Here is a 22879-nt window from a genome sequence, read left to right on the forward strand (position 1 = left end):
CCCCGCCGGTTTCTCCATGATGTCTGTCACATACCGGAAAGTTGCGGCAATTGTGAGGATTTGATGGAGATTATCTTCACTTTATTGAAATGATAATAATTATCATTGATATTCTCGATCTCAATTTTTCATGATTTGATATGGATATTTATAATGAGAACGCAGAAAAATCACATAGCAACGCCCCTGGCCCTGGCCATTGCAGGCTTACTCAGCCCAGGGGTCTTCGCCGAAGAGGTGGAACAGGATACGGAGACCATGGTGGTTCACGGAACCGCCGAAGAGGCGCTGAAGCAGCAGCCGGGCGTCTCGATCATTACCGCTGAAGATATTGCTAAGGACCCTCCGGTTAACGATCTGTCAGAAATCATCCGTAAAATGCCCGGCGTAAACCTGACCGGCAACAGCGCCAGCGGCAGCCGCGGCAACAACCGGCAGATCGACATTCGCGGGATGGGGCCGGAAAACACGTTGATTCTTATTGACGGCGTGCCCGTCACTTCCCGCAACTCCGTACGCTATAGCTGGCGCGGCGAGCGTGATACCCGAGGCGACAGCAATTGGGTACCGCCGGAAATGGTGGAACGCATTGAAGTTCTGCGCGGACCCGCCGCTGCGCGCTACGGCTCTGGCGCTGCGGGTGGGGTCGTCAATATTATCACCAAACGCCCCACCAACGACTGGCACGGATCGCTCTCGCTCTATACCAATCAGCCGGAAAATAACAAAGAAGGCGCCACTAACCGGGCTAACTTCAGCCTCAACGGACCGCTGGCCGGGGATGCCCTGACCATGCGTTTGTATGGCAACATTAACAAAACGGAACCCGATGCCTGGGATATTAACCGCGCGCAAAATGGCTCTTATGCGGCGGGCCGCGAAGGCGTGCGCAACAAAGATATTAACGCCCTGCTGTCGTGGAAAGTCACCCCGCAGCAGATCCTCGACTTCAGCTACGCCTACAGCCGTCAGGGCAATATCTATGCCGGCGATACGCAATACAGCAACAGCAATATGAGCCCAAATGGCCTGGTGGATACGCTGTACGGTCAGGAAACCAACCGGCTGTACCGGCAGACCTGGGGCCTGACCTACAACGGGATCTGGGACTGGGGCCAGTCGAAAGCGGGCGTCTACTACGAAAAAACCAACAATACCCGTCTGCAGGAGGGCACCACCGGTCGCGTAGAAGGGATGATCAATAGCGATGTCTACGACACCAGCCGCCTGGAGTCTTGGCGCTCAACCGCTGAAGTGAATCTTCCCTTTAACTGGCTCGCAGAACAGACCCTGACTGTGGGGATGGAGTGGAACCGCGATGAACTGAACGATCCGGCTTCGATGCAGGCCACTACGACGACGGAAACGCTGCCGGGGATGTCCGGCGATCCTTCGCAACGCAGCCCTAAAAACAGCGCCACGCTGACCGGTATTTATCTGGAAGACAATATCGAAGCGATGCCGGGAACCAATATTATCCCCGGCCTGCGTTTCGACTATCATAACGACTTCGGCAGCAACTGGAGCCCGAGCCTGAATCTGTCACAGGATCTGGGCGATATGTTTAAGGTTAAGGCGGGCATTGCCCGCGTATTCAAGGCGCCGAACCTGTATCAGTCAAGCGAAGGCTACCTGCTCTCTACGCGCGGAAACGGCTGCCCGATAAGTATTGCGGAAGGCAATTGCTATCTTTTAGGTAACCCGGATCTCGACCCGGAAATCAGCATTAACAAAGAGCTCGGCCTTGAGTTTAACCTCAACGGTTATAACGCCGGCATCACCTGGTTCCGCAACGACTACAAAAACAAGATCGTCTCCGGCACCGAGGTGCTGGGTAATACCGCCAGCGGAGCGAATATCCTGCAGTGGGAGAACGGCGGGAAAGCGGTCGTCGAAGGACTTGAAGGCACGCTGCTGGTTCCGCTCATTGCCGATACGCTCAGCTGGCGCACCAACGCCACTTATATGATCAAATCGGAAAACAAAGATACCGGCAACCCGCTGTCCGTTATTCCGAAATACACCATCAATACCCTGCTCGACTGGCAGGTGACCAGCAAGTTCTCGGCTAACGTCAACTGGACCCTGTACGGTCGACAGAAACCGCGCGAATACGCGGAAATTCGTAACGAAAACGGGGTGCTGGCCACCAACGAAGTCGGCGCGTATTCTGTCGTCGGCGTCGGCGGCAACTATCAGCTAACCAAAGATCTGCGGCTGAATGCCGGGATTAGTAACCTCTTCGATAAGCAAATTTATCGGGAAAACGAAGGCGCTTCGACCTATAACGAACCGGGTCGCGCCTATTACGCTGGCGTCACGCTCTCTTTCTAACCCCTTCGCGCCCGCTATAGCGGGCGTATTCCCCTATTCTCTCAACCTCATTTTCATAGTAGCATCCGCCTGATCGTCTTTGACCAGTACAGAGTAGAGAATGACAACAACAGATCTTGCGCCGAAGGGCGAATTGGTTTTACGCACCCTGGCGATGCCGGCGGACACCAACGCAAACGGCGATATTTTCGGCGGCTGGCTGATGTCGCAAATGGATATTGGCGGGGCCATTATGGCCAAAGAAATTGCCCACGGTCGCGTCGTGACCGTGCGCGTCGACGGCATGACCTTTTTGCGCCCGGTGGCGGTCGGCGACGTCGTGTGCTGCTACGCCAACTGCGTGAAGCGCGGCAATACGTCGATAACTATCAATATGGAAGTGTGGGTCAAGAAAGTGTCGTCTGAGCCCATCGGCCAGCGCTACAAAGCCACCGAAGCGCTGTTTATCTACGTCGCGGTGGATAATCAGGGAAAACCGCGCGCACTGCCGACTCTGTGATTCAGCCGGCCCGGGGCATCCGGGCCGATTGTTTACAGAAAACCGAGTAAAGAAAAGAAGAAGTAGCCCAGCACAATAATAATTACCGGCAGGACGTACAGCGGAAAATACTGCACCAGGATGGTGTGGCGCGGCACCACAACCCGTGCGGAAATTTGTTCGCGCGTCAGCCCTTCCGTTCCTTTAGCCTGTTCCAGAATCAGCTGATCCTCAACGCCTTCGCGCAGAAACTTCGCCTGGCGCCCCATCCGCGCCCCGGAAGCCTGTAGCGCCATGCCGACAAACACCAGAATATAGATGATCCAGAAACCTATATTCATGCCGTGCTTAAAATCCGGCAGCGGCGAGTTGTACCAGAAGAAATTGAGGAACGGCGTGTTAAAGCGCATCATCTCGATCATCACATGAGCAAAGTCCATCATCACCGCGTCGATGCCCGGTTTTTTCTCGCTGTGCTCGTACATAAACTTCAGCACGGAGATCAGCGTCGAGATAACCGCCGGGATAAATACCACCCATCCCAGAATTCGTTTAAGTACTGCAATGCGTCCAGCTTGTTGATACGTCATGGATTCCCCTTGTTAAGACGCCTATCCACTCTTAGTCTACCTTCGTCGGCGAATTTCGCCCAATAATGCGCGGTATGATATACCATGAGTGCCGATTCGTTATCTACTTACGCTACAGGAGAGGGACTTATGTCAGCCAGGCGCCAGATTCACGCCGCGATTTTTGATATGGATGGATTACTGATTGACTCCGAGCCGCTATGGGACAAAGCAGAGCTGGAGGTAATGGCCAGCCTTGGGGTGGATATTCGTCGCCGCAATGAAATGCCGGATATTCTCGGGCTGCGCATCGATTTAGTCGTCGACCTGTGGTTTGCCCAACAGCCGTGGCAGGGCCCGGACCGCGCGGAGGTCACCACGCGGATCATCAATCGCGCTATCCAACTGGTGGAAGAGGCGCGTCCGCTGCTGCCGGGGGCGCGGGAAGCGGTGGCGATGTGTAAAGCACAGGGACTGAAAATTGGCCTGGCGTCGGCATCGCCGCTGCGAATGCTGGAAAAAGTCCTCGCCATGTTTGAACTACGCGACCAGTTTGACGCCCTCGCTTCCGCCGAAATGCTGCCCTACAGCAAACCGCACCCGCAGGTCTATCTGAACTGCGCCGCCAGTCTCGGCGTCAGCCCGATGAACTGCGTGGCGCTGGAAGACTCGGTCAACGGGATGATTGCCAGCAAAGCGGCGCGGATGCGCTCTGTCGTCGTACCGGAAGCGGAAAATAGCCATGACCCGCGCTTCGTGCTGGCCGACGTCAAGCTTGCCACCCTTGAAGCTTTGACCCTGAGCGACCTGCTCGGCTAAAGGCATCGCTGATGATGGGGTTGCGGTATCGCCCCATTATCACAAAATTAAAACACTGTTTCATTTTTATTTGTCTTTTCTTCTCCCGCCCTCTATGCTTGTCCCAACGGCGTTATTTGACGCATAAAATCAGCATACAGAGGTGCATATGGTACTGAACGCCTTTGACCTTACGGGCAAGGTCGCTATCGTGACGGGTTGTGATACCGGACTGGGCCAGGGAATGACGCTCGGCCTTGCCCAGGCCGGGTGCGATATCGTCGGCGTGAATCGCCGGATCCCCCACGAAACCGCAGAGAAGGTTCAGGCGCTGGGCCGACGCTTTACCGCTATTCAGGCCGATCTGAGCCGTCAGGATCAGATCGCAGCCATTGTTACTCAGGCCGTGGCCGCCATGGGCCGGGTTGACATTCTGGTGAATAATGCCGGAACCATCCGCCGCGCCGATGCGCTAACCTTTAGCGAAAAGGACTGGGACGACGTGCTTAACCTGAATCTGAAATCCGTTTTCTTTCTGTCTCAGGCGGTCGCCAGACAGTTCATCGCGCAGGGCGACGGCGGAAAAATTATTAATATCGCCTCAATGCTCTCATTTCAGGGCGGTATTCGGGTCCCGTCATACACCGCCTCCAAAAGCGGCGTGCTGGGCATTACCCGCCTGATGGCCAACGAATGGGCGGAACATCGTATTAACGTTAACGCCATCGCGCCGGGCTATATGGCTACCAATAATACCCAGCAGTTGCGCGACGATGCCGAACGCAGCAAAGAGATCCTCGACCGTATCCCGGCCGCACGCTGGGGTGTTCCGGAAGACCTGCAGGGGCCGGTAGTCTTTCTTGCTTCCCAGGCGGCGGATTACATTAACGGCTATACCCTGGCGGTGGACGGCGGCTGGCTGGCACGCTGATGGTCTTGTGACAAAGAGTTACACCGTCACCTCTTCCGCACACTGTATAAAAACCCTATACTGTATGAATTGACAGTTTAGGGTGTTTATCATGACGGCGGAAGGCCACCTCCTCTTTTCTATTGCCTGTGCGGTATTTGCGAAAAATGCGGAATTAACCCCCGTGCTGGCCCAGGGTGACTGGTGGCATATCGTTCCGTCCGCCATCCTGACCTGTCTGCTGCCGGATATCGATCACCCCAAGTCGTTTCTCGGGCAACGATTAAGCTGGATATCAAAACCGATTGCCCGCGCCTTCGGCCATCGCGGCTTCACCCATAGCCTGCTGGTGGTCTTTGGCGCGGTGGCGATTTTCTCGTTGAAGGTTCCGGATAGCTGGATCGTCCCGGCGGATGCGGTTCAGGGCCTGGTGCTGGGCTACCTCAGCCATATTCTTGCCGACATGCTTACCCCTGCCGGGGTTCCGCTGCTCTGGCCCTGCCGCTGGCGCTTTCGCTTCCCTATTCTTGCGCCGCGCAAAGGTAATCAACTGGAGCGCGCGCTGTGCATGGCGCTGTTCATCTACGCCGTGTGGATGCCGCAAAACGTTGCCGAAAACAGCGCCGTTCGCTGGTCATCTGAGATGATAAATTCACTGCAAACTACCTTTCATCGCTTTATTAGTCACCAGACTGGACGATAAAGCAGCGAATTATTCAAATAGTTATAATCAATTCCATTTGAATATAAGGAACGGATTACGCCTTCTGCTACCCTTGCCGTCATAAGAGTTGGTTATTGACCAACCTGGTGATAAAAGATATCAGGAGAACGGGGATGAACTTTCCATTAATAGCGAACGTAGTTGTGTTCGCGGTTTTACTGTTGGCGCTGGCCCAAACCCGCCATAAACAGTGGAGCCTCGCTAAAAAAGTGCTGGTCGGTCTGGTTATCGGCGTTATTTTTGGCCTGGCACTACAGCTAGTCTATGGCTCCGACAGCCCGGTGCTGAAGGACTCTATCCAGTGGTTTAATATCGTCGGTAACGGCTACGTTCAACTGCTGCAAATGATCGTCATGCCGCTGGTTTTCGCCTCGATTCTGAGCGCGGTGGCCCGCCTGCATAACGCTTCGCAGCTGGGTAAAATCAGCTTCCTCAGTATCGGTACCCTGCTGTTTACTACGCTGATTGCGGCGCTGGTCGGGGTGCTGGTGACTAACATGTTTGGCCTGACAGCCGAAGGCCTGGTCCAGGGCAGCGCGGAAACCGCACGCCTCAACGCCATTCAGAGTAATTATGCCGGTAAAGTCGCCGACCTGAGCGTCCCGCAGCTGATCCTCTCCTTTGTGCCGAAAAATCCGTTCGCCGATCTGACCGGCGCGAACCCAACGTCGATTATCAGCGTGGTAATCTTCGCTGCATTCCTCGGCGTCGCGGCGCTGAAGCTGCTGAAAGACGATGTCGCCAAAGGCCAGCGCGTGCTGACCGCTATCGATACGCTGCAGAGCTGGGTGATGAAGCTGGTGCGTCTGGTCATGCAGTTAACGCCGTACGGCGTACTGGCGCTGATGACCAAAGTAGTTGCGGGTTCTAACCTGCAGGACATTATCAAGCTCGGCAGCTTCGTTATCGCCTCCTATATTGGTCTGGGCATCATGTTCGTGGTGCACGGCCTGCTGCTGGCGGTCAACGGCGTGAGCCCGCTGAAATACTTCCGCAAAGTCTGGCCGGTTCTGACCTTCGCCTTCACCAGCCGCTCCAGCGCGGCGTCTATTCCGCTGAACGTGGAAGCGCAAACCCGTCGTCTGGGCGTGCCGGAATCCATTGCCAGCTTCTCAGCATCGTTCGGCGCTACCATCGGACAGAACGGCTGTGCGGGACTCTATCCGGCGATGCTGGCGGTGATGGTCGCACCGACGGTCGGTATTAACCCGCTCGATCCGCTGTGGATTGCTACCCTGGTTGGCATCGTCACCGTCAGTTCCGCCGGCGTCGCAGGCGTGGGCGGAGGCGCGACGTTTGCCGCGCTGATCGTCTTACCGGCGATGGGGCTGCCGGTCACGCTGGTGGCGCTGTTAATCTCGGTTGAACCGCTGATTGATATGGGCCGTACGGCGCTGAACGTTAGCGGCTCAATGACCGCCGGTACCCTGACCAGCCAGTGGCTGCGCCAAACCGATAAAGCTATTCTCGATAGCGATAACGATGCGGAGCTGGCGCACCGCTAAGTCGATACGCCCTTCGCGTAGTCAGAAACTAATAACCGCTGAATTTTCAGCGGTTTTTTATTGTTCCGGCTCATTCAGGCGTCGATTTCACCTTCCTGCCTCATTTGCGTCGCCCAGCGCTGCGCCGCTTCCGGCACGTTAAACGGCGGGGAGCGACGGAAACGTTCGTCGATCAGCACAAAGGCGACGTATTTACCCCGCAGAACCCAAACGTCGCGAAAACCATCCATTTTGACGGCGTGTTCCGGCGGCGCAGGCTCCACTCGAGGCACGTAGCTAATGACCTGACGATTTTGTTGGCGAAGTGGTTTCATGACAAATAAATTCACTAAATACGGCGGTAAACAGAAACCCCTATCATAGCCGAAAACGCCCGCTTTCGTCGCCCCCTGCTTGCGGTCCTTTAGTAGCAAAACTCTTATAAAAATATATTCTTGAAATGATGTTCTACAATTAGAAGGGTTTTGGTTTAGCAAAGACCATTTTCAGTAATGAAAGCAGGAGCGTGCAATGTCTGATAAACCCCATAACCCGAAATCCCATCAATCACCGGTGCATGATGACCGGGCGGCAAAACCTGGCCTGGGCGCATTAGCGCCAGAAGATCAGGATTGGCAGCCCACGCCGCACCCGACCGCGCCGGGCGAAGAGCCGACGGCGCCGGGTAGCATGAAGGCCCCGGATACGACCAGCGAAAAGCTCGATGCCCTCGAGAAACAGCGTAAAGGTGGTGAGAATGCTGCGCTTACGACCAATCAGGGTCTACGCATCGCTGACGACCAGAACTCGCTGCGCGCGGGTCAACGCGGCCCCACGCTGCTGGAAGATTTTATCCTGCGTGAAAAAATAACCCATTTTGACCATGAACGTATTCCCGAGCGCATCGTTCATGCCCGCGGCTCCGCTGCGCACGGCTATTTCCAGGCGTACAGCGATTTAAGCGACATCACCAAAGCGGCTTTCCTCTGCGACCCGCAGAAAAAAACGCCGGTATTCGTCCGTTTTTCCACCGTTCAGGGCGGCGCTGGCTCCGCCGATACGGTGCGCGACATCCGCGGTTTTGCCACCAAGTTTTATACCGACGAGGGCATCTTTGACCTGGTCGGCAACAACACGCCGATCTTTTTTATCCAGGATGCGATCAAGTTTCCCGATTTTGTCCATGCGGTGAAACCGGAACCGCACTGGGCCGTCCCGCAGGGGCAAAGCGCGCACGATACCTTCTGGGATTACGTCTCGCTGCAGCCTGAAACGCTGCATAACGTCATGTGGGCGATGTCGGACCGCGGGCTACCCCGCAGCTACCGTACCATGGAAGGGTTTGGCATCCACACCTTCCGCCTGATTAACGCGGAAGGTAAAGCGACCTTCGTACGCTTCCACTGGAAGCCGGTCGCGGGTAAGGCCTCTCTGGTGTGGGATGAGTCGCAAAAGCTGACCGGCCGCGACCCCGATTTCCATCGTCGTGACTTATGGGAATCGATTGAAGCCGGAGATTATCCTGAGTACGAGCTGGGATTACAGCTGATCCCGGAAGAGGATGAATTTGCTTTTGATTTCGATCTGCTGGATCCCACCAAGCTCATCCCGGAAGCGTTGGTTCCGGTGCAGCGCGTCGGTAAGATGGTCCTTAATCGCAACCCGGATAACTTCTTTGCCGAAAACGAACAGGCGGCCTTCCATCCCGGGCATATCGTTCCAGGAATAGACTTCAGCAACGACCCGCTGCTGCAGGGCCGACTCTTCTCCTATACCGATACGCAGATTAGCCGCCTCGGCGGGCCGAATTTCCATGAAATTCCGATTAATAAACCCACCTGCCCGTATCATAATTTCCAGCGCGACGGCATGCACCGGATGGATATTGATACCAACCCGGCAAACTATGAACCTAACTCCATCAATAACAACTGGCCGCGGGAGACGCCGCCGGCCGCTAAACGCGGTGGCTTCGAATCTTATGCCGAGCGGATTGACGGAGAAAAAATTCGCCAGCGTAGCCCTTCCTTTGGCGAGTATTACTCTCAACCCCTGCTATTCTGGCGTAGCCAGACGCCAATTGAGCAGCAGCATATTATCGACGGATTCAGCTTCGAGCTGAGCAAGGTTGTCAGAGAGTGGATCCGCGAGCGGGTGGTCGATCAGCTGGCGCATATCGACCTGCAGCTGGCTCAGGCCGTAGGTAAAAACCTCGGTATTGAGCTCACGGACGAACAGCGCAGCATTACGCCGCCGCCGGATGTCAACGGCCTGAAAAAGGATCCGACGCTAAGCTTGTACGCCATTCCCAGCGGCGACGTGAAAGGCCGGGTGGTGGCGGTACTGCTTAACGATCGTCCGGTTGCCAAAGAGCTGCTGACTTTGCTCAAGTCGCTGAAAGCGCACGGGGTACATGCCAAATTACTCTATTCACGAATGGGGAAAGTGCAGGCCGATGATGGCACCGAGCTGCCGGTAGCCGGAACCTTTGCCGGGTCGCCATCGCTGACCGTGGATGCAGTCATCGTTCCCGGCGGCGATCTGCAAAGTCTGAGCAGCAACGGTGATTTCAACTATTACCTGCTGGAAGCATACAAACACCTGAAGCCGATTCTGCTGGCAGGCGATGCACGGCAGTGCAAAGCGCCGCTGCAGGTTGCCGCTCAGGGCGAAGAAGGCATTGTTGAGACCGATGCCATTGATAGCCAATCAATGGATGAACTGATCACCCTGATGGCAGCGCATCGGGTGTGGTCGAGAAGCGCCAAAATCGCCGCGATCCCGGCGTAAAAAAAGCCCGGCAGAGATGCCGGGCTTCTCACTTCCCTTTATACATCGCGGTAGGTTCCAAGCCGGTAGCCGCGCTCGGCAATCGCATACTTCAGCGACCCGGCGGTCAGCACATCCAGTTCGGTCAGTCGCGGATAGCAGTAGGCGCTGCCCATTATCGTGTTATCCACGAACGCCGGGTGACACATCACCTCCAGCGATTTTTCCTCACGCTGGACAGAGGCATCCAGGGTTTGCAGAAACAGCGCTTCCGAAACCCCTTCCCCGTAGAACTCGCTGGCAAATCCATCACTACTGCGCGCGGCATCCTGCGCCAGGCCTGACAGCGTCGCTAGCTGGCGGTCGATCCGCAGCGCCACGCCCTTCTCGCGGGCAAACGCCGCGACGATGGGGTAGATCTGCGCGATCATATGGACATGATGATGGCTGTCGATATGCGTCGGTTCATGGCCAAACAGCTCGACAAAACGCTGATACTGACGCTCCAGTTCGTGGGCGATTTCGTCCAGCGGCAGGCTGCCCTCTTCCGCCATCTGCCAAATCCACTTTCCAAAGCGCCCTTCGCGGGTTAGCCCCGGCATCGCCGCCAGCGGCTCGCCCAGCGTCAGGACAAAGTGCATCCCAACCGCCAGCTCTGGGACGCAGCGGCTAAGCTGGGCAGCGTGGCTAATCGCCGCGCCGTTGACCAGCGCCGTCGTGGAGGTGACCACACCGTTCTTGCAAGCTTCGATAATGCCGTAGTTTTGCCCCCTGCTGAGGCCAAAATCATCGGCATTGACGATTAACACGCGTTCCATTAGCCGCTCCCGTTACTGTTTCAGTTTTTCGATAGTCGCCGCAAAGTTTGGCAGCCACTGCTCGTGCGCGAGGATCATCTCCCGCGCCAGCTTTTCAGCATCGCGATCGGAGTGGATCAGCGGGCTCAGATTAAGCGCCAGCAGCACATCGTCCAGTTTACCGCTGATAGCCGCTTCGCTGGCCGCAACTTCAAAACCTTTAATGGTGTAAATCAGCCCCAACACTTTCTCATCGAAATGCGTGATGCGCGGCGTTGGTTTCGCGCCGTCGCGGCCCAGCGTACAGGTCATCTCGACCGCCCAGTCTGCCGGGATGTTATCAACGTGACCATGATGCGGCACGTTCACGTAATGCTCGGCCTGCTTGTCATTATAAATGGCGTTAATCACTTCACAGGCCGCGTCGGAATAATACGCCCCACCGCGCTGTTCCAGTTCTTTCGGCTTAACGTTCAGATCCGGATCTTTGTACAGCTCAAATAGCTGTTTCTCAACCTTCTGCACCACCTGCGCGCGCGCGCCGCCTTTGTAGTATTCGCCCATTTCAATCGCCAGCATCTCTTTTGGCTTAAAGTAGTAGAGCAGATAGGAACAAGGGATCAGGCGCAGCGAACGAAGCAGTCCTTCGCTAAAGGGTAAATCAAAAATATTTTTCACCGAGTTAGCGCTCAATCGACCCGATGCCACGCCGTCCAGCAGCTCGTCAAAGCGTGAAACGCCGTTAACCACTACATCGCGCACAAATACCAGATGGTTCAGGCCAAACAGATCGATATTGAGCTCATCGCTCGGGCTCAGCTGCAGAACGTCGGTGATAAACATCTTCATGCCAATCGGAATATTGCACACGCCGATAAAACGCTTGAAGCCGGTATGACGATAAACCGCTTCGGTGACCATCCCCGCCGGATTGGTAAAGTTAATGACCCAGGCATTCGGACAGACTTCCTGCACATCTTTCACAATGTCAAAAATGACCGGAATAGTGCGCAAACCTTTAAACAGCCCGCCCGCGCCATTGGTTTCCTGGCCTAAATAGCCGTGGCTCAGCGGGATACGCTCGTCCTTCTCGCGGGCCTTGAGCTGACCAACGCGCAGCTGGGTCGTTACGAAATCTGCGCCTTCCAGCGCCGCGCGGCGATCGAGGGTCTTGTAGACTTTCATCGGCACGCCGGCTTTTTCCACCATGCGCTGGCACAGCGCATGGATAATATCGAGCTTTTCCTGCCCTTCCGCGACGTCCACCAGCCACAGTTCGCTAATCGGCAGTTCATGATAACGCTTCAGGAACCCTTCCAGTAATTCCGGGGTATAGCTGCTGCCGCCGCCGATAGTCACTACCTTCAATTTCTGGCTCATCTTTTTCTCCCTTGCGGATAACGCGTATGCGACACCCGCTCTCCGTGTAAATACGGACAGTTAATTTGAATATTTAGACCGCGCGGACTATTCCGCGCCCGGTTAATTAATACTGGTGAGGTGTTTCCGATAGCTGCTGGGGGTAAAAGAAGTCAGCTTCTTGAATGTTTTAATAAACAAACTTGGGCTACTGTACCCCGACTCATAGGCAATATCGGTCACCGAGTAGTTGGTTATCTCTAACTGTTTTTTTGCGAAGTTGATGCGAATATCGTTAATCATCTGCATCGGCGTTTTGGCGTAATAACGCTGGGTTGCCCGAGTTAAGTACTCCTGGGTTTTCCCGGAAAGTTCAACCATATTCTCCAGCGCCCCCTCGCCAAACTTAAGCTTATCGTGCATCCCCTCCACGGTATTTTTCAGCCATTGCGGAATGACGTCTTCCGCAGGCTCTTCACGATAATGTCGGAGCCGATTCAGAGTATAAAAGGAGACCAGCTCGATAAATTCGTCAAATTCAGTTTCGCGAAAATTCAGTGATGCAATAACCGACTCAATATAACTGAGAAAAGTACTTTTAACGGCATAGACCTGAGAAGCAACCAGACCAAACGGCAGCAGCGGCAGATAGTGTTTCTCAAAGAAACTTTTGCTGATACCGACGTTCAGAATGCGCGTCGCGCCAAATTCATAAAAGCTTTGGTGGTGCGACCCCATTGGGATAAAAACGAAATCCCCGCGCTCCAGCAGCACCCGCTTGCCATTAATAACCTGATAATAGCGCCCGGTTAAAACGATGGTGTACTCGTAATAATCATGCTGGTGAAGCCCGCTTACGCTTTCCGTTTTGTTATAGATGACCACATGAAAGTTTTTGCCGTTAAAGAGTTGTTGCTCCCGGGCGGTACTGATTTCAGTGGTCATCATCTTTGGTTGCCTCATCGTGTCGATGACCTATTGTACCTTCTCGTGCAGCTCAATCAATTCGGCAACCAGCTCACGTGCCAGCATTGAGGTCATCAGATGATCCTGCGCATGCACCAGCACCAGGTTCACCTTCATTTTGCCTTCCCCCTCATCGCTCTCAATCAGCTGGGTCTGCACCAGATGCGCTTCGCTCAGCGCCATGCGCGACTGTTCCATCATGGTTTTAGCCGCCGCAAAATCTCCCTGTTTTGCCTGCTTCAGCGCGGCATAAGCCAGACTACGCGCTTGTCCGGAGTTGATAATCAGCCCCATCACCACCTCTTCGAGGTCGTTTACCGCGGTCTCTTCTGCTGCGATGTTATCCAGATCAAACATAATGACTCCCTTAATTTGCCAGACGGTACGGGAAACTTCCCGTACCGCTCGATATTAGAATTTCAGTGCGTTAGCGATATCTTCTTCGCTCTCTTCCTGCTCAATCACGCCCTGCGCTTTGTTGGAAATAACCACAAACGGCAGGTAGACCAGGGTCGATACAGCAAGGTTGAACAGGGCCAGCAGCAGAGCTGCGACGCTACCGTTAGTGTTAAAGAAGGCGCCTAAACCGGTCGGCATAGTCCACGGCGCGATGTTGGTAATCGGCGGGATGATGCCCAGGGTATACGCCGTCATGGTGATGGCCGCCAGCAGAGGCTGAATCAGAATGAACGGAATAAACATCACCGGGTTCATGATAATCGGCAGACCGAAAAGGATAGGCTCGTTAATCTGGAAGATGCCGGACGGCAGCGCCAGTTTCGCCACCTGACGATGATCCTCGCGGCGGGAAGCGATAAAGATGGCGATGATCAAGCCCAGCGTCGCGCCGGTACCGCCGAGGAAAATGTAGGAATCAAGCATCGGCTTGGCCCACATATGGAAGCTCTTACCCGCCGCCAGCGCGGCTTCAACGGAGCCGTACTGCTGATAGGTTGCGATGTTTTCCAGCGCCCATGGCGTCATAATGCCGCTATCGAGCGCCGACAGCGCCAGCGACCCGTGTACGCCGAAGAACCACAGCAGCGAGGTGAAAATAACGTATGCCCAGCCTACCACGGCACCCATTGAGGCCAGCGGCGTGGAGATCGTGTCCATGATGATCTGGTGGAAGTTCGTTCCCCAGTGGGTCAGCGCCCAGGAGATAATCCCCATAATAGACAGGATAATAAAGGCCGGGATAACCGCTGAGAATGAACGGGAGACCGAAGCCGGCACGCTGGACGGCAGCGTAATCACCCAGTTGCGATGAACGATAAAGGTGAACATCTCGGCAACGACCAGACCGATTACGATACCAGAAATAATGTTGGCACCGCCTAACCAATTCGCGCCAACGGCGTAGGCTTCCCCGACGCTATAAGGCGTAACGGTCATAAATGCCGCAACCGCCAGCAACCCGGCCGCCATTGGGTCAACTTTACGCTCTTCAGCTAAAGCCGAACCAATAAAGAAAGGCGCCATCAGCGACATAATACCTAGCGTACCGTTATAAACGTTGCCGCCGATAGCTTTAAAACCGTTCAGTGTTTCGATTGTCGAGGCATCCAGACGGATGCCCATTGAATAAAAGAATGAACCGTCGCCAAAGCTCAAAAATACGTTATTAATTAAAACAAACATGGCCCCGGCTAACGTCAATGGCATTAACTTAATAAAGCCGTTTTTAATTGCATTGACGTGAGGTTGCCTTCCTATTCTGACCGCAAACGGAAGGAGTACCTTTTCAAGCGAATCAATCACTTTACTCATAATAAATACCCTTTAAGGCCGCAATGTAATTATTGCGGCAATGATAGATGAAATTACTCTTTGACGGGAAAATAAACTCGGGGTATTTCGGACAGCAAATAGTTAAAACACACCCTCACGAAATTTTAACCATTGCCATCCGAAATATGTCGAGTTTTAAAATATAAATTATTGCGCAGCAGCTTTCTTAATGGCCGCAACGGCCGCTTTCAGAACACCTAAACCATCGATCTTACCGTACAGCACGGAATCAATAACTTCTACGGGTTTATTTGGTAGTAAACGTTGAATGTCCGGCAGCATATAGGAAATCTGTGGGCCTAATAATACGACATCAGCATCAGGCCCTTTTTCACCGGCCAGAGTCTCGGGAAATGCTTCAATAATAACCGGCACTTCATACTTCTCGGCCTGAGCACGCATTTTCGAGACCAGCAGTGATGTAGACATCCCAGCAGAACAGAACAGGTAGATATGTTTCTTTTCCATGAACGCTTCCTCAATTTGTGTGACCGGGTCTCCTGAGCGCATCGTTGATGCCGGAGAGGCGGTAAGAGATGTTTCTTTGAATTAGTATTGTTTATGCATTGAGTATACGGCATCGTTCATCGGCAGGATAATTCCTCCTTGAACAGAATTGTCTCTCATTGACCTCGCGTTTTGACTGCCCTCACATTTCCCTCAAATAATTCGCGCAATTAAATAAGCATCAGCGCTCATAAAAAAGCCCGACCAATGGTCGGGCTTTCGTAGGAATCAGCACTATGGCGGGATGTTACTTACTGTTGCGCGGGTCGGTATCGTATTCAGCGCAGGTCTGATAACCAGAATTCATCACACGGCCGGTTTCATCCAGCGCGACGAAGTAGGTTTCAATTTTACCATCGCGTTGACCCAGGATGTATGTCTGACAGGTACCGCGTGCGTGGATCATCGTCACTTCTGATGAAGGTTTACCAGCAATTTGCGCAACCTGCGCGCGGGTCATGCCTTTTTTAACGTCTTTAACCACCGGCTGGGTGAACTGATCTTTAGTACGGTCATAGGCCGTACACCCTGCCAGCATGGTTAATACAGCTGCTGCGCCCAGAAATCCTGCAAAATGCTTGTTCATATTCCATCCTCTTTTTTTTGGCGTGTAAATAAGCCTGGAATAAATATCGTTATTTTTCAAGCCGAAGGTGGAAATGAAGCGAAATTAAGATCTTTCCAATAATAAAGCCCGTTCCGTTGAGGTTGCCTGCTTTTGCTACACTCAAAATTGTGATCCTTGTCGTTTTACCGTCAAAGAGGTAGGTTAAACCTCTGCTGATTGCCATACAGATTCACTTTCCGGAGGGCGCGATGACGCTACAACAAGAGATTATTCAGGCGCTGGGCGCTAAACCCCAGATCGATGTCGAAGCCGAAATACGCCGCAGCGTAGACTTTTTGAAGTCCTATCTGCAGAAATACCCTTTTATTAAATCACTGGTCCTCGGCATCAGCGGCGGCCAGGACTCCACGCTTGCCGGTAAGCTCTGCCAGCAGGCAATCAATGAGCTACGCGCCGAAACCGGTGACGACAGCCTGCAGTTTATCGCCGTTCGCTTGCCGTACGGCGTGCAGGCGGACGAGCAGGACTGTCAGGACGCCATCGCTTTTATTCAGCCGGACCGTGTATTAACGGTCAATATTAAGGGCGCCGTGCTGGCCAGTGAACAGGCGCTGCGCGAAGCCGGCATTGAGCTTAGCGACTTTGTTCGCGGCAACGAAAAAGCCCGCGAACGCATGAAAGCGCAGTACAGCATCGCCGGGATGACCCACGGCGTGGTGGTAGGTACCGATCATGCTGCGGAGGCTATTACTGGTTTTTTCACTAAATACGGCGACGGCGGCACGGACATCAACCCTCTTTTCCGCCTCAACAAACGTCAGGGCAAACAGCTTTTGGCCCATCTGGGGTGTCCGGAGCACCTGTATAAAAAACTGCCGACCGCCGATCTTGAGGACGACCGCCCCTCCCTGCCGGACGAAGTGGCGCTGGGCGTGACCTACGAGAACATCGACGACTATCTGGAAGGTAAGACGCTGGACGAGAAAGTCGCGAAAACGATCGAAGGCTGGTATCTGAAAACCGAGCACAAACGCCGCCCGCCAATCACCGTCTTCGACGACTTCTGGAAAAAATAACCCATCCCTCCCTCGCCCCGACTCAGGTTGGGGTGATTTATTGTCCTTTTCGCTCCGCCCTTCCCCTGCTATACTGGATAAATAAACAGCACCAGGAGCAATAGTGGCAAGAAGGCAATCCGCCCCGCGTCTCGAATTTGAAGCGGCGGCAATCTATGAGTATCCCGAACATCTGCGTCCGTGGCTTGAGGCTCTGCCCAGGCAGCCGGGGGTATATCTGTTTCACGGCGAAAGCGATACCCTTCCGCTCTATATCGGCAAAAGCGTTAATATCCGCAGCCGGGTGTTGTCGCATCTGCGCACCCCCGACGAAGCGGCTATGCTGCGCCAGTCACGACGCATCACCTGGCAACGGACGGCGGGCGAGCTCGGCGCACTCCTGTTAGAAGCGCAGCTCATTAAGGAACAGCAGCCTCTGTTTAATAAACGTCTGCGGCAAAACCGGCAGCTGTGCTCATTGCGCCTGGCTGACGCCCGACCGCAGGTGGTTTACGCCAGCGAGCTGGATTTCTCGCGACAAAGCGATCTCTATGGCCTTTTTGCCAATCGCCGCGCCGCGCTGCAGGCGCTGCAAAAAATTGCCGACGAGCATCGCCTTTGTTATGGATTAATGGGACTCGAGCCGCTCAACCGCGGGCGCGCCTGCTTTCGCTCGGCGCTGGGCCGCTGCGCAGGAGCCTGCTGCGGGAAGGAGAGCGTTGAAGCGCACCAGCAGCGTTTGGTGGAAAATATGCAAAAAATGCAGCTGGTATGCTGGCCATGGGCCGGGGCGATCGCGCTGGAAGAGCGCAGCGAGGATATGACGCAGTACCATATTATTCAAAACTGGCTATGGCTGGGCGCCGTAGAATCCCTGTCGCAGGCCTCATCGCTCACGCGCCTGGCGGCAAAATTTGACCATGATGGTTATAAAATACTGTGTAAACCGCTGCTTAGCGGCCGCTATAAGCTGCATCCGCTGTAAAACTGACCGTGGGCCACCTCTGTCCTGACGAACAGATCATATCGCATTCCCTGGTGATATGGCCTTGCCCGGTTTAAAAACTGCTGCCATACGCGTTTCCCGTCAGTCCGGTAAGACCTGCCGGGAAACGCACGATACCGGCATAAGATCCCCAGTAGGTTATCGGGGCGTCTCCCTTAATTACCAGCCTCCTCCACCGCCTCCGCCTGAGCCGCCGCCGGATGAACCGCCACCGGAAGAGCCGGAACCGCTATAGCCTGAACCCGATGATGAACCGCCCCCTGAACCGCTGGTCGGCGAGGATATAGAGGAGATTCGACATGACTCGCTGAAATGATGCACGCTTTCCCAGCCAGCTCCGGCAAACGCTTCCGACAGAGCGCCAGTACTACTCAGATAGTGGGCAAAGGTGTTCGCCCAGGTTTTCCCCACGCCAAGCGCCAACGCTACGGGCAGTAGTTCTTCAAAATGGGAGATCATCTGCGCAGGCGGGTAAATAATCTGATAGCGGTTCTTTTCAGCGGTGCCAAGATACAGCTTCAGTCCTTTGGCGACGGCCAGCTCATCCAACCCGCGCTGCGTATAACGAGGCGTTTTCCAGCCAACAAAAACGCACAGGGCGAACGCCATCAGCAGCGCGCCAATATATCCGGCGGGAAGTTGGGTTATGGGCAACATTCCCAACAGAAAATTGCTTCCGCCGAGCATCGCTAAAATACCAAAAGAGGCACAAAACAGTACCGGGGCGGGGCCCCAGTCGCGCCACATCTCCCGAGGATGACAAAGAAACCGCAAGAAAAAAGCCAGCAGCGAACCGCCGATCAGCATAAAAACCGCGGCCGGTATCGTCAGCAGCGCGGCCTCCGCATTAACCCAAAGACCGCACGCTACCGGAACAAGCAGCGCAATGTAGATGCAGCGCCGCAGCGGTTGCCCCCATTTACGAAAGAGTTTAGCCCGCTGTTCTTCACAACGCGTCTCCTGACGTTTACGCGCACTCTGCACTGACCGCTGATGGGCCTTACTAAGATCGATATTTTTCTGTTTGCCTTTAAATAGGGTGCTTAATAGCTGGAGATCGTCTCTGTTTAACCGTCTGTTTCCCTCAACGGGGAGGCGGGTCAGCCGTTGTTTGATGCCGGAATTTAATCGCCACGGGCTGCGGGATGGATTTTTGTCGCTCGTCAGCGTCATCCCGCGTTTCGCGACCAGCGCTAATAAATCGCTGCTAAAAGCCACATCGTCATATTTACGCCGGGTAATAAAACGCAGGTGGCCTGGCGACATGGAGGCAGGCAGCGAAAAGAGCGGCACAACAGGCGGCATTCTCAACCCGGCCTGGGTGACGTTTTTCCGCCACCAGAGCAGATAATAAACGAGCATGAACAGCAGCGGCAGCCATATCACCCAGGTTTTCAGGTTGGGGAAAAGTAAATGCACCAGCGGCGAAGCGGCCTCCGGCGCCGGAGCGCGGGCAAGTATCTCCCGCGGCCAGGTATAAACAACCGTCAGCCCCTCCCCCTTTGCCAGCGGACGCAGAGTGCGCACGCTACCGTCGGGCAGAATCGTTGCGTTGTGCTCTTTCGCGCCTGCGATCCCTGTATAAACATCAATTGAGCGCAGCCTGGCATCTTTGGCGTCAGCGTTGAGATTTGCGGCGCTATCCGGTAGCGTCAGGCTAAAGCTGGCCTTGCTAATTGGCCAGGCCCAGCCATTGCCCGTCACGTTCCAGTACAGTTCATCCCACTGGGGAAATCGGCTGAAATGGTTGCTGATTTGATAGCGAATCCGATAGTGATAGATCCCTGGTTTTAATATCTTTTCGCCGCCGCCGATACGTACCGTCAGGCTTTTTGCTGTCTCATCAAGGCTAAATGGCTCAGAGATGCCATCGCGCGACACCGATTCGATCGTATAGTCAACACGGAAGATTTTGCCATCCTGGCGGTTCCACGTGAGGGGAAGCGTGCGCAAAATCCCTCGCCGAATCTCCTTCCCCAGGGCAAGTACCTTAATATTCTCCTCAATCGCCATGCTGCCGTTCGGGCTAAAGCGCGCCCGGGAATCAAAAGAGAGGATATGTTCATACGCCGGGATAGCGCCAGCGGGGAGTTGAGAAGCATCTTTAATAATAATCGGGTTGTTTGCGGAGAATGCTGCGCTGGCAGGCAGCAGCAACAATACGAACGCGCGTACTACCCGCAGAGTTATACAGAGCATTTAATCACTCCATCCGTGGAGATTGAGCTTCTTCCGGTGAGTCCAGTTCAAAGAAAGCTTCTGCTTTAAATTTAAATAGTCGCGCCAGCAGCAGGCTGGGGAAAGACTCGACCAGAATATTCAAATCGCGCACCGTACCGTTGAAGTAGCGGCGAGCCATCTGCAGCTGCTCTTCTATTTCATTAAGCGATTGCTGTAATGAGAGGAAGTTGTCGCTGGCTTTGAGTTCCGGCCAGGCTTCGCCGAGCGCGAAAATACGTCCCAGCGTAGCGGAATAGTGGCGTTCGCTGTCGGCTATCTGTCGGGTGCTGCCGACCAGTACGCTACGCTGGCGGCCCAGCTCTTCCAGCAATTCCTTTTCGTGCTGTGCATAGCGTTTCACCAGACTCAGTAGATTGGGCGCCAGATCGTGGCGGCGCTTAAGCTGTACAGCGACGCCGCTCCAGGCCTCGTCTTTGAAACGACGCAGGGAGATAAAGCGGTTATAGGTCATGATAACCCAGACGAGGACGACAACAAGGACGGCGAGGCCGATATACATTTCCATATGCAAAATCCGAAGCGATAGCGGGCAGCAGAGTCAGGGTGATTGCGCCCATGATAACGGTTGAGGCCTCATCCTCGCATATTCGCCCCTGTCGGGTAAATCAGGTTTCACCGGCGTTTTGCCGTTGCCCCGCCGCAGATAAAAAAACCGCCGGCCCTGCCCAAAGCCTGTTGGCATTATTGGGCAAGACCGGCGGTCTTAAGTCAGCGCGCTGAATTATTCAGCTGGTGCAGGCATTTTACCTTCCGGCGCTTTACGATCTGTCAGATGCTTCTCAAAATTAGCATTGAACTGTTTTTTCTGTTCCGGGGTCAGAATGTTGTAAATCTTGTTCTGAGTTTCCAGTCGAGCCAGCGCCATTTCTTTATGCTGGGCTTCCATTTTATCAATCTGCGCTTCCGCTTTTGCCTTATCGAAGGTATCGCTGGCAACCAGTTCATGCATCGCGCGGCGCTCATCCAGGGACGGACGCTTCATATTGTCGCGCTGGCTCTTCATGATGTCGCGAATTTGCGTTTTCTGCGCGTCGGTCAGGTTCAGACCTTTAAACATCATTTCATGTGGGCCCGCCGGGCCGCGCTTATGATGCATCATCGGCGCGGTCTCGCCTGAGGTTGCCGTAGTATCAGCCGCGTGAGCCAGGTTAGCCGCGCCAAGAGCCAGAGTAGAGGCAACAAACAGAGCTGTAATCTTTTTCATCGTTCAATCCTTACTTTGCGTTATTCTTACGGCGCGTTGCCGTGTTGACGAGATTAACTTTACGACGTTTATCGTCAATTAGTCAGAGCAAGCGTAAAACATTGAAAGTATAAAAAACAGTTTCTGAGCAATTATGGAGAAAATAAGGATTATGGGGAGATAATTGCAAGAAAAAATAATTAACAGGCTGTTTTATCGAGAAATTATGAAGACTATAAACCAGCGCAGATTAAAAACAAAGCATTTATCCAGGAATAATCCGCAATCAGCCGATAGCGCACAAAAAATTAAGATCTAAAGAAAAAAACAGCCAGCAAAATAAATGCCATCGCCCACCAGGGCGACAGCATATTCAGAAGCGTTCGAGCATCAGCCCGGCTCGCTGGCCAAAAGCTACGCCGGGGTTGGGAAACAGCACATATTCTGACTCCTTAGCCGCGACATAGCGGGTTTCACCATCTTCAGCCAGCAGCGTCCCGGCAGAAAAGGGGGTGAAGTTTAGCGTCTGCGCCGACATATGCAGCTGAAATTTGTCGCTGCTGCGGGTAATTTGCTGCACCACTCTGTAGCGCAGCGGCGAATCACCTGCAGCCAACGCCCTCTCGCCGGCCAGCAGACGCGCCAGCGCGCGCTGCGTCGCGGCAAACTGGCTGAGATCGTTGTCGCCAAAAGGAAGCGCTTTTCCCAGTTCCAGCGTGCAGGAGAGCGCGCCGAAACGTTCGCTACTGAAATGGGTAAAGGTGCCGCCCGGCTGCTGATGAAAGACCAGCGCTTCCAGGCCAGCCGCCCCCAACCAGCCCAGGAATGCTTCATCCCACGGTTTATCGCGCGCTGGCAGGACGCCAAAGCGCGTATGCAGCGATCCGCGAATAGCGGTATGTAAATCCAGGTGCCAGCGCTCACCGCTACCCGGCGCATAAAAGCGCGCCAGCGCATGCTCCAGTTGCCGGGCGCGAGCGGTTTCATCGCTGACGCTGAAAGCCCGCCAGCGCTCACCAAACATCCGATTAATATCGCTGTGCAGATAGCGTTTATTGGCCCTCAGCGCCGAAGGATTGCCGAAGACCACCAGCAACCGCCAGCGTAACGGCAACTCCCCGCTGAACAACTGACGCAGCAGTAAATCCGTGATTTCGACCGGCGCGGTTTCGTTACCATGGATCCCGGCGGACAATACCAACGAGCGCTCGCAGGGCTCATGGGGAATGAGCTGCAGTATACCGCAGTCAATCCAGTGCCAGCGGAAGTGCGCCGTTTGGCCATGAAAATGGTGGGGCAAACGCCCAGCCAGCGTTAATGCCAGAAAGTCGTCCACGACA

The 22879-nt window shown here is 54.4% G+C and carries 22 protein-coding genes; 9 read left to right on the plus strand and 13 right to left on the minus strand.

From position 1 onward, the window contains the following. Window positions 1–153: 153 nt before the first annotated feature. A complete protein-coding gene (locus ABLV11_RS26790) occupies window positions 154–2334 on the plus strand; it encodes a TonB-dependent siderophore receptor (RefSeq protein ID WP_049127447.1) in 2181 nt (726 codons plus the stop codon). Window positions 2335–2434: 100 nt separating this feature from the next. Then, the gene (gene yciA / locus ABLV11_RS26795; RefSeq protein WP_004101357.1) at window positions 2435–2833 is read left to right on the plus strand and encodes an acyl-CoA thioester hydrolase YciA; all 399 of its coding nucleotides are present in this window, start codon (window positions 2435–2437) and stop codon (window positions 2831–2833) included. Window positions 2834–2865: 32 nt separating this feature from the next. Here yciA and ABLV11_RS26800 read toward each other — a convergent pair whose 3' ends face one another. Next, window positions 2866–3402, minus strand: coding sequence for a YniB family protein (locus ABLV11_RS26800; RefSeq protein ID WP_004112393.1), 537 nt, complete (start codon window positions 3400–3402; stop codon window positions 2866–2868). A gap of 129 nt (window positions 3403–3531) precedes the next feature. On the opposite strand from ABLV11_RS26800, the gene hxpB reads away from it, so the two are divergent. From hxpB to ABLV11_RS26820, 4 genes are all read left to right on the plus strand, one after another. Then, on the plus strand, window positions 3532–4200 hold the full coding sequence (hxpB, locus tag ABLV11_RS26805) for a hexitol phosphatase HxpB (RefSeq protein ID WP_049593231.1): 669 nt from the start codon (window positions 3532–3534) through the stop codon (window positions 4198–4200). 148 nt (window positions 4201–4348) lie between these two features. After that, entirely contained in the window at window positions 4349–5110 is a 762-nt protein-coding gene (kduD, locus tag ABLV11_RS26810) for a 2-dehydro-3-deoxy-D-gluconate 5-dehydrogenase KduD (protein ID WP_004112387.1), read from the plus strand. A 91-nt stretch (window positions 5111–5201) separates the two neighbouring features. Next, complete coding sequence (locus tag ABLV11_RS26815) at window positions 5202–5792, plus strand: metal-dependent hydrolase (protein WP_004101351.1); 591 nt, start codon at window positions 5202–5204, stop codon at window positions 5790–5792. A gap of 134 nt (window positions 5793–5926) precedes the next feature. Further along, entirely contained in the window at window positions 5927–7318 is a 1392-nt protein-coding gene (locus ABLV11_RS26820) for an L-cystine transporter (protein WP_348856058.1), read from the plus strand. A gap of 74 nt (window positions 7319–7392) precedes the next feature. Here ABLV11_RS26820 and cedA read toward each other — a convergent pair whose 3' ends face one another. Then, window positions 7393–7632: a cell division activator CedA gene (cedA, locus tag ABLV11_RS26825; protein WP_024274048.1), complete on the minus strand. Its 240-nt coding sequence runs from the start codon at window positions 7630–7632 to the stop codon at window positions 7393–7395. 196 nt (window positions 7633–7828) lie between these two features. On the opposite strand from cedA, the gene katE reads away from it, so the two are divergent. After that, window positions 7829–10087: a catalase HPII gene (katE, locus tag ABLV11_RS26830; RefSeq protein WP_016808509.1), complete on the plus strand. Its 2259-nt coding sequence runs from the start codon at window positions 7829–7831 to the stop codon at window positions 10085–10087. A gap of 38 nt (window positions 10088–10125) precedes the next feature. Here katE and chbG read toward each other — a convergent pair whose 3' ends face one another. The 7 genes from chbG to osmE all read right to left on the minus strand — a co-directional run bounded on the left by chbG (window position 10126) and on the right by osmE (window position 16072). After that, window positions 10126–10884, minus strand: a complete 759-nt coding sequence (gene chbG, locus ABLV11_RS26835) for a chitin disaccharide deacetylase (protein WP_004101345.1) — start codon at window positions 10882–10884, stop codon at window positions 10126–10128. A 12-nt stretch (window positions 10885–10896) separates the two neighbouring features. Beyond that, the gene (locus ABLV11_RS26840; RefSeq protein WP_134882646.1) at window positions 10897–12243 is read right to left on the minus strand and encodes a 6-phospho-beta-glucosidase; all 1347 of its coding nucleotides are present in this window, start codon (window positions 12241–12243) and stop codon (window positions 10897–10899) included. A 102-nt stretch (window positions 12244–12345) separates the two neighbouring features. Then, window positions 12346–13185, minus strand: coding sequence for a transcriptional regulator ChbR (gene chbR / locus ABLV11_RS26845; protein ID WP_071530309.1), 840 nt, complete (start codon window positions 13183–13185; stop codon window positions 12346–12348). 12 nt (window positions 13186–13197) lie between these two features. Next, complete coding sequence (gene chbA / locus ABLV11_RS26850; protein WP_134882645.1) at window positions 13198–13545, minus strand: PTS N,N'-diacetylchitobiose transporter subunit IIA; 348 nt, start codon at window positions 13543–13545, stop codon at window positions 13198–13200. Window positions 13546–13599: 54 nt separating this feature from the next. After that, window positions 13600–14958 carry a PTS N,N'-diacetylchitobiose transporter subunit IIC gene (gene chbC, locus ABLV11_RS26855; RefSeq protein WP_004112376.1) on the minus strand — a complete coding sequence of 453 codons (1359 nt, stop codon included), beginning with the start codon at window positions 14956–14958 and terminating at the stop codon, window positions 13600–13602. 168 nt (window positions 14959–15126) lie between these two features. After that, on the minus strand, window positions 15127–15447 hold the full coding sequence (gene chbB, locus ABLV11_RS26860; RefSeq protein ID WP_004101340.1) for a PTS N,N'-diacetylchitobiose transporter subunit IIB: 321 nt from the start codon (window positions 15445–15447) through the stop codon (window positions 15127–15129). 286 nt (window positions 15448–15733) lie between these two features. Continuing rightward, window positions 15734–16072 (minus strand): osmotically-inducible lipoprotein OsmE, encoded by a 339-nt coding sequence (gene osmE / locus ABLV11_RS26865; RefSeq protein ID WP_004101339.1) that lies wholly within the window; start codon window positions 16070–16072, stop codon window positions 15734–15736. Between the two features lie 230 nt (window positions 16073–16302). On the opposite strand from osmE, the gene nadE reads away from it, so the two are divergent. Beyond that, window positions 16303–17130 (plus strand): ammonia-dependent NAD(+) synthetase, encoded by an 828-nt coding sequence (gene nadE, locus ABLV11_RS26870; RefSeq protein ID WP_064344763.1) that lies wholly within the window; start codon window positions 16303–16305, stop codon window positions 17128–17130. 103 nt (window positions 17131–17233) lie between these two features. After that, the gene (gene cho / locus ABLV11_RS26875) at window positions 17234–18094 is read left to right on the plus strand and encodes an excinuclease Cho (RefSeq protein ID WP_017146075.1); all 861 of its coding nucleotides are present in this window, start codon (window positions 17234–17236) and stop codon (window positions 18092–18094) included. A 180-nt stretch (window positions 18095–18274) separates the two neighbouring features. On the opposite strand, the gene ABLV11_RS26880 is transcribed toward cho, so the two are convergent. The 4 genes from ABLV11_RS26880 to astE all read right to left on the minus strand — a co-directional run bounded on the left by ABLV11_RS26880 (window position 18275) and on the right by astE (window position 22875). Further along, complete coding sequence (locus ABLV11_RS26880) at window positions 18275–20314, minus strand: DUF2207 domain-containing protein (protein WP_348856064.1); 2040 nt, start codon at window positions 20312–20314, stop codon at window positions 18275–18277. 4 nt (window positions 20315–20318) lie between these two features. Continuing rightward, on the minus strand, window positions 20319–20861 hold the full coding sequence (locus ABLV11_RS26885) for a LemA family protein (RefSeq protein WP_196549962.1): 543 nt from the start codon (window positions 20859–20861) through the stop codon (window positions 20319–20321). A gap of 216 nt (window positions 20862–21077) precedes the next feature. Further along, window positions 21078–21560 carry an ATP-independent periplasmic protein-refolding chaperone Spy gene (gene spy, locus ABLV11_RS26890; protein ID WP_004101331.1) on the minus strand — a complete coding sequence of 161 codons (483 nt, stop codon included), beginning with the start codon at window positions 21558–21560 and terminating at the stop codon, window positions 21078–21080. Between the two features lie 352 nt (window positions 21561–21912). Continuing rightward, entirely contained in the window at window positions 21913–22875 is a 963-nt protein-coding gene (gene astE / locus ABLV11_RS26895; protein ID WP_224330170.1) for a succinylglutamate desuccinylase, read from the minus strand. Between the last annotated feature and the right edge of the window lie 4 nt (window positions 22876–22879).

This window comes from Klebsiella sp. GW_Kp181 (assembly GCF_040062315.1).
GTDB lineage: Bacteria > Pseudomonadota > Gammaproteobacteria > Enterobacterales > Enterobacteriaceae > Klebsiella > Klebsiella oxytoca.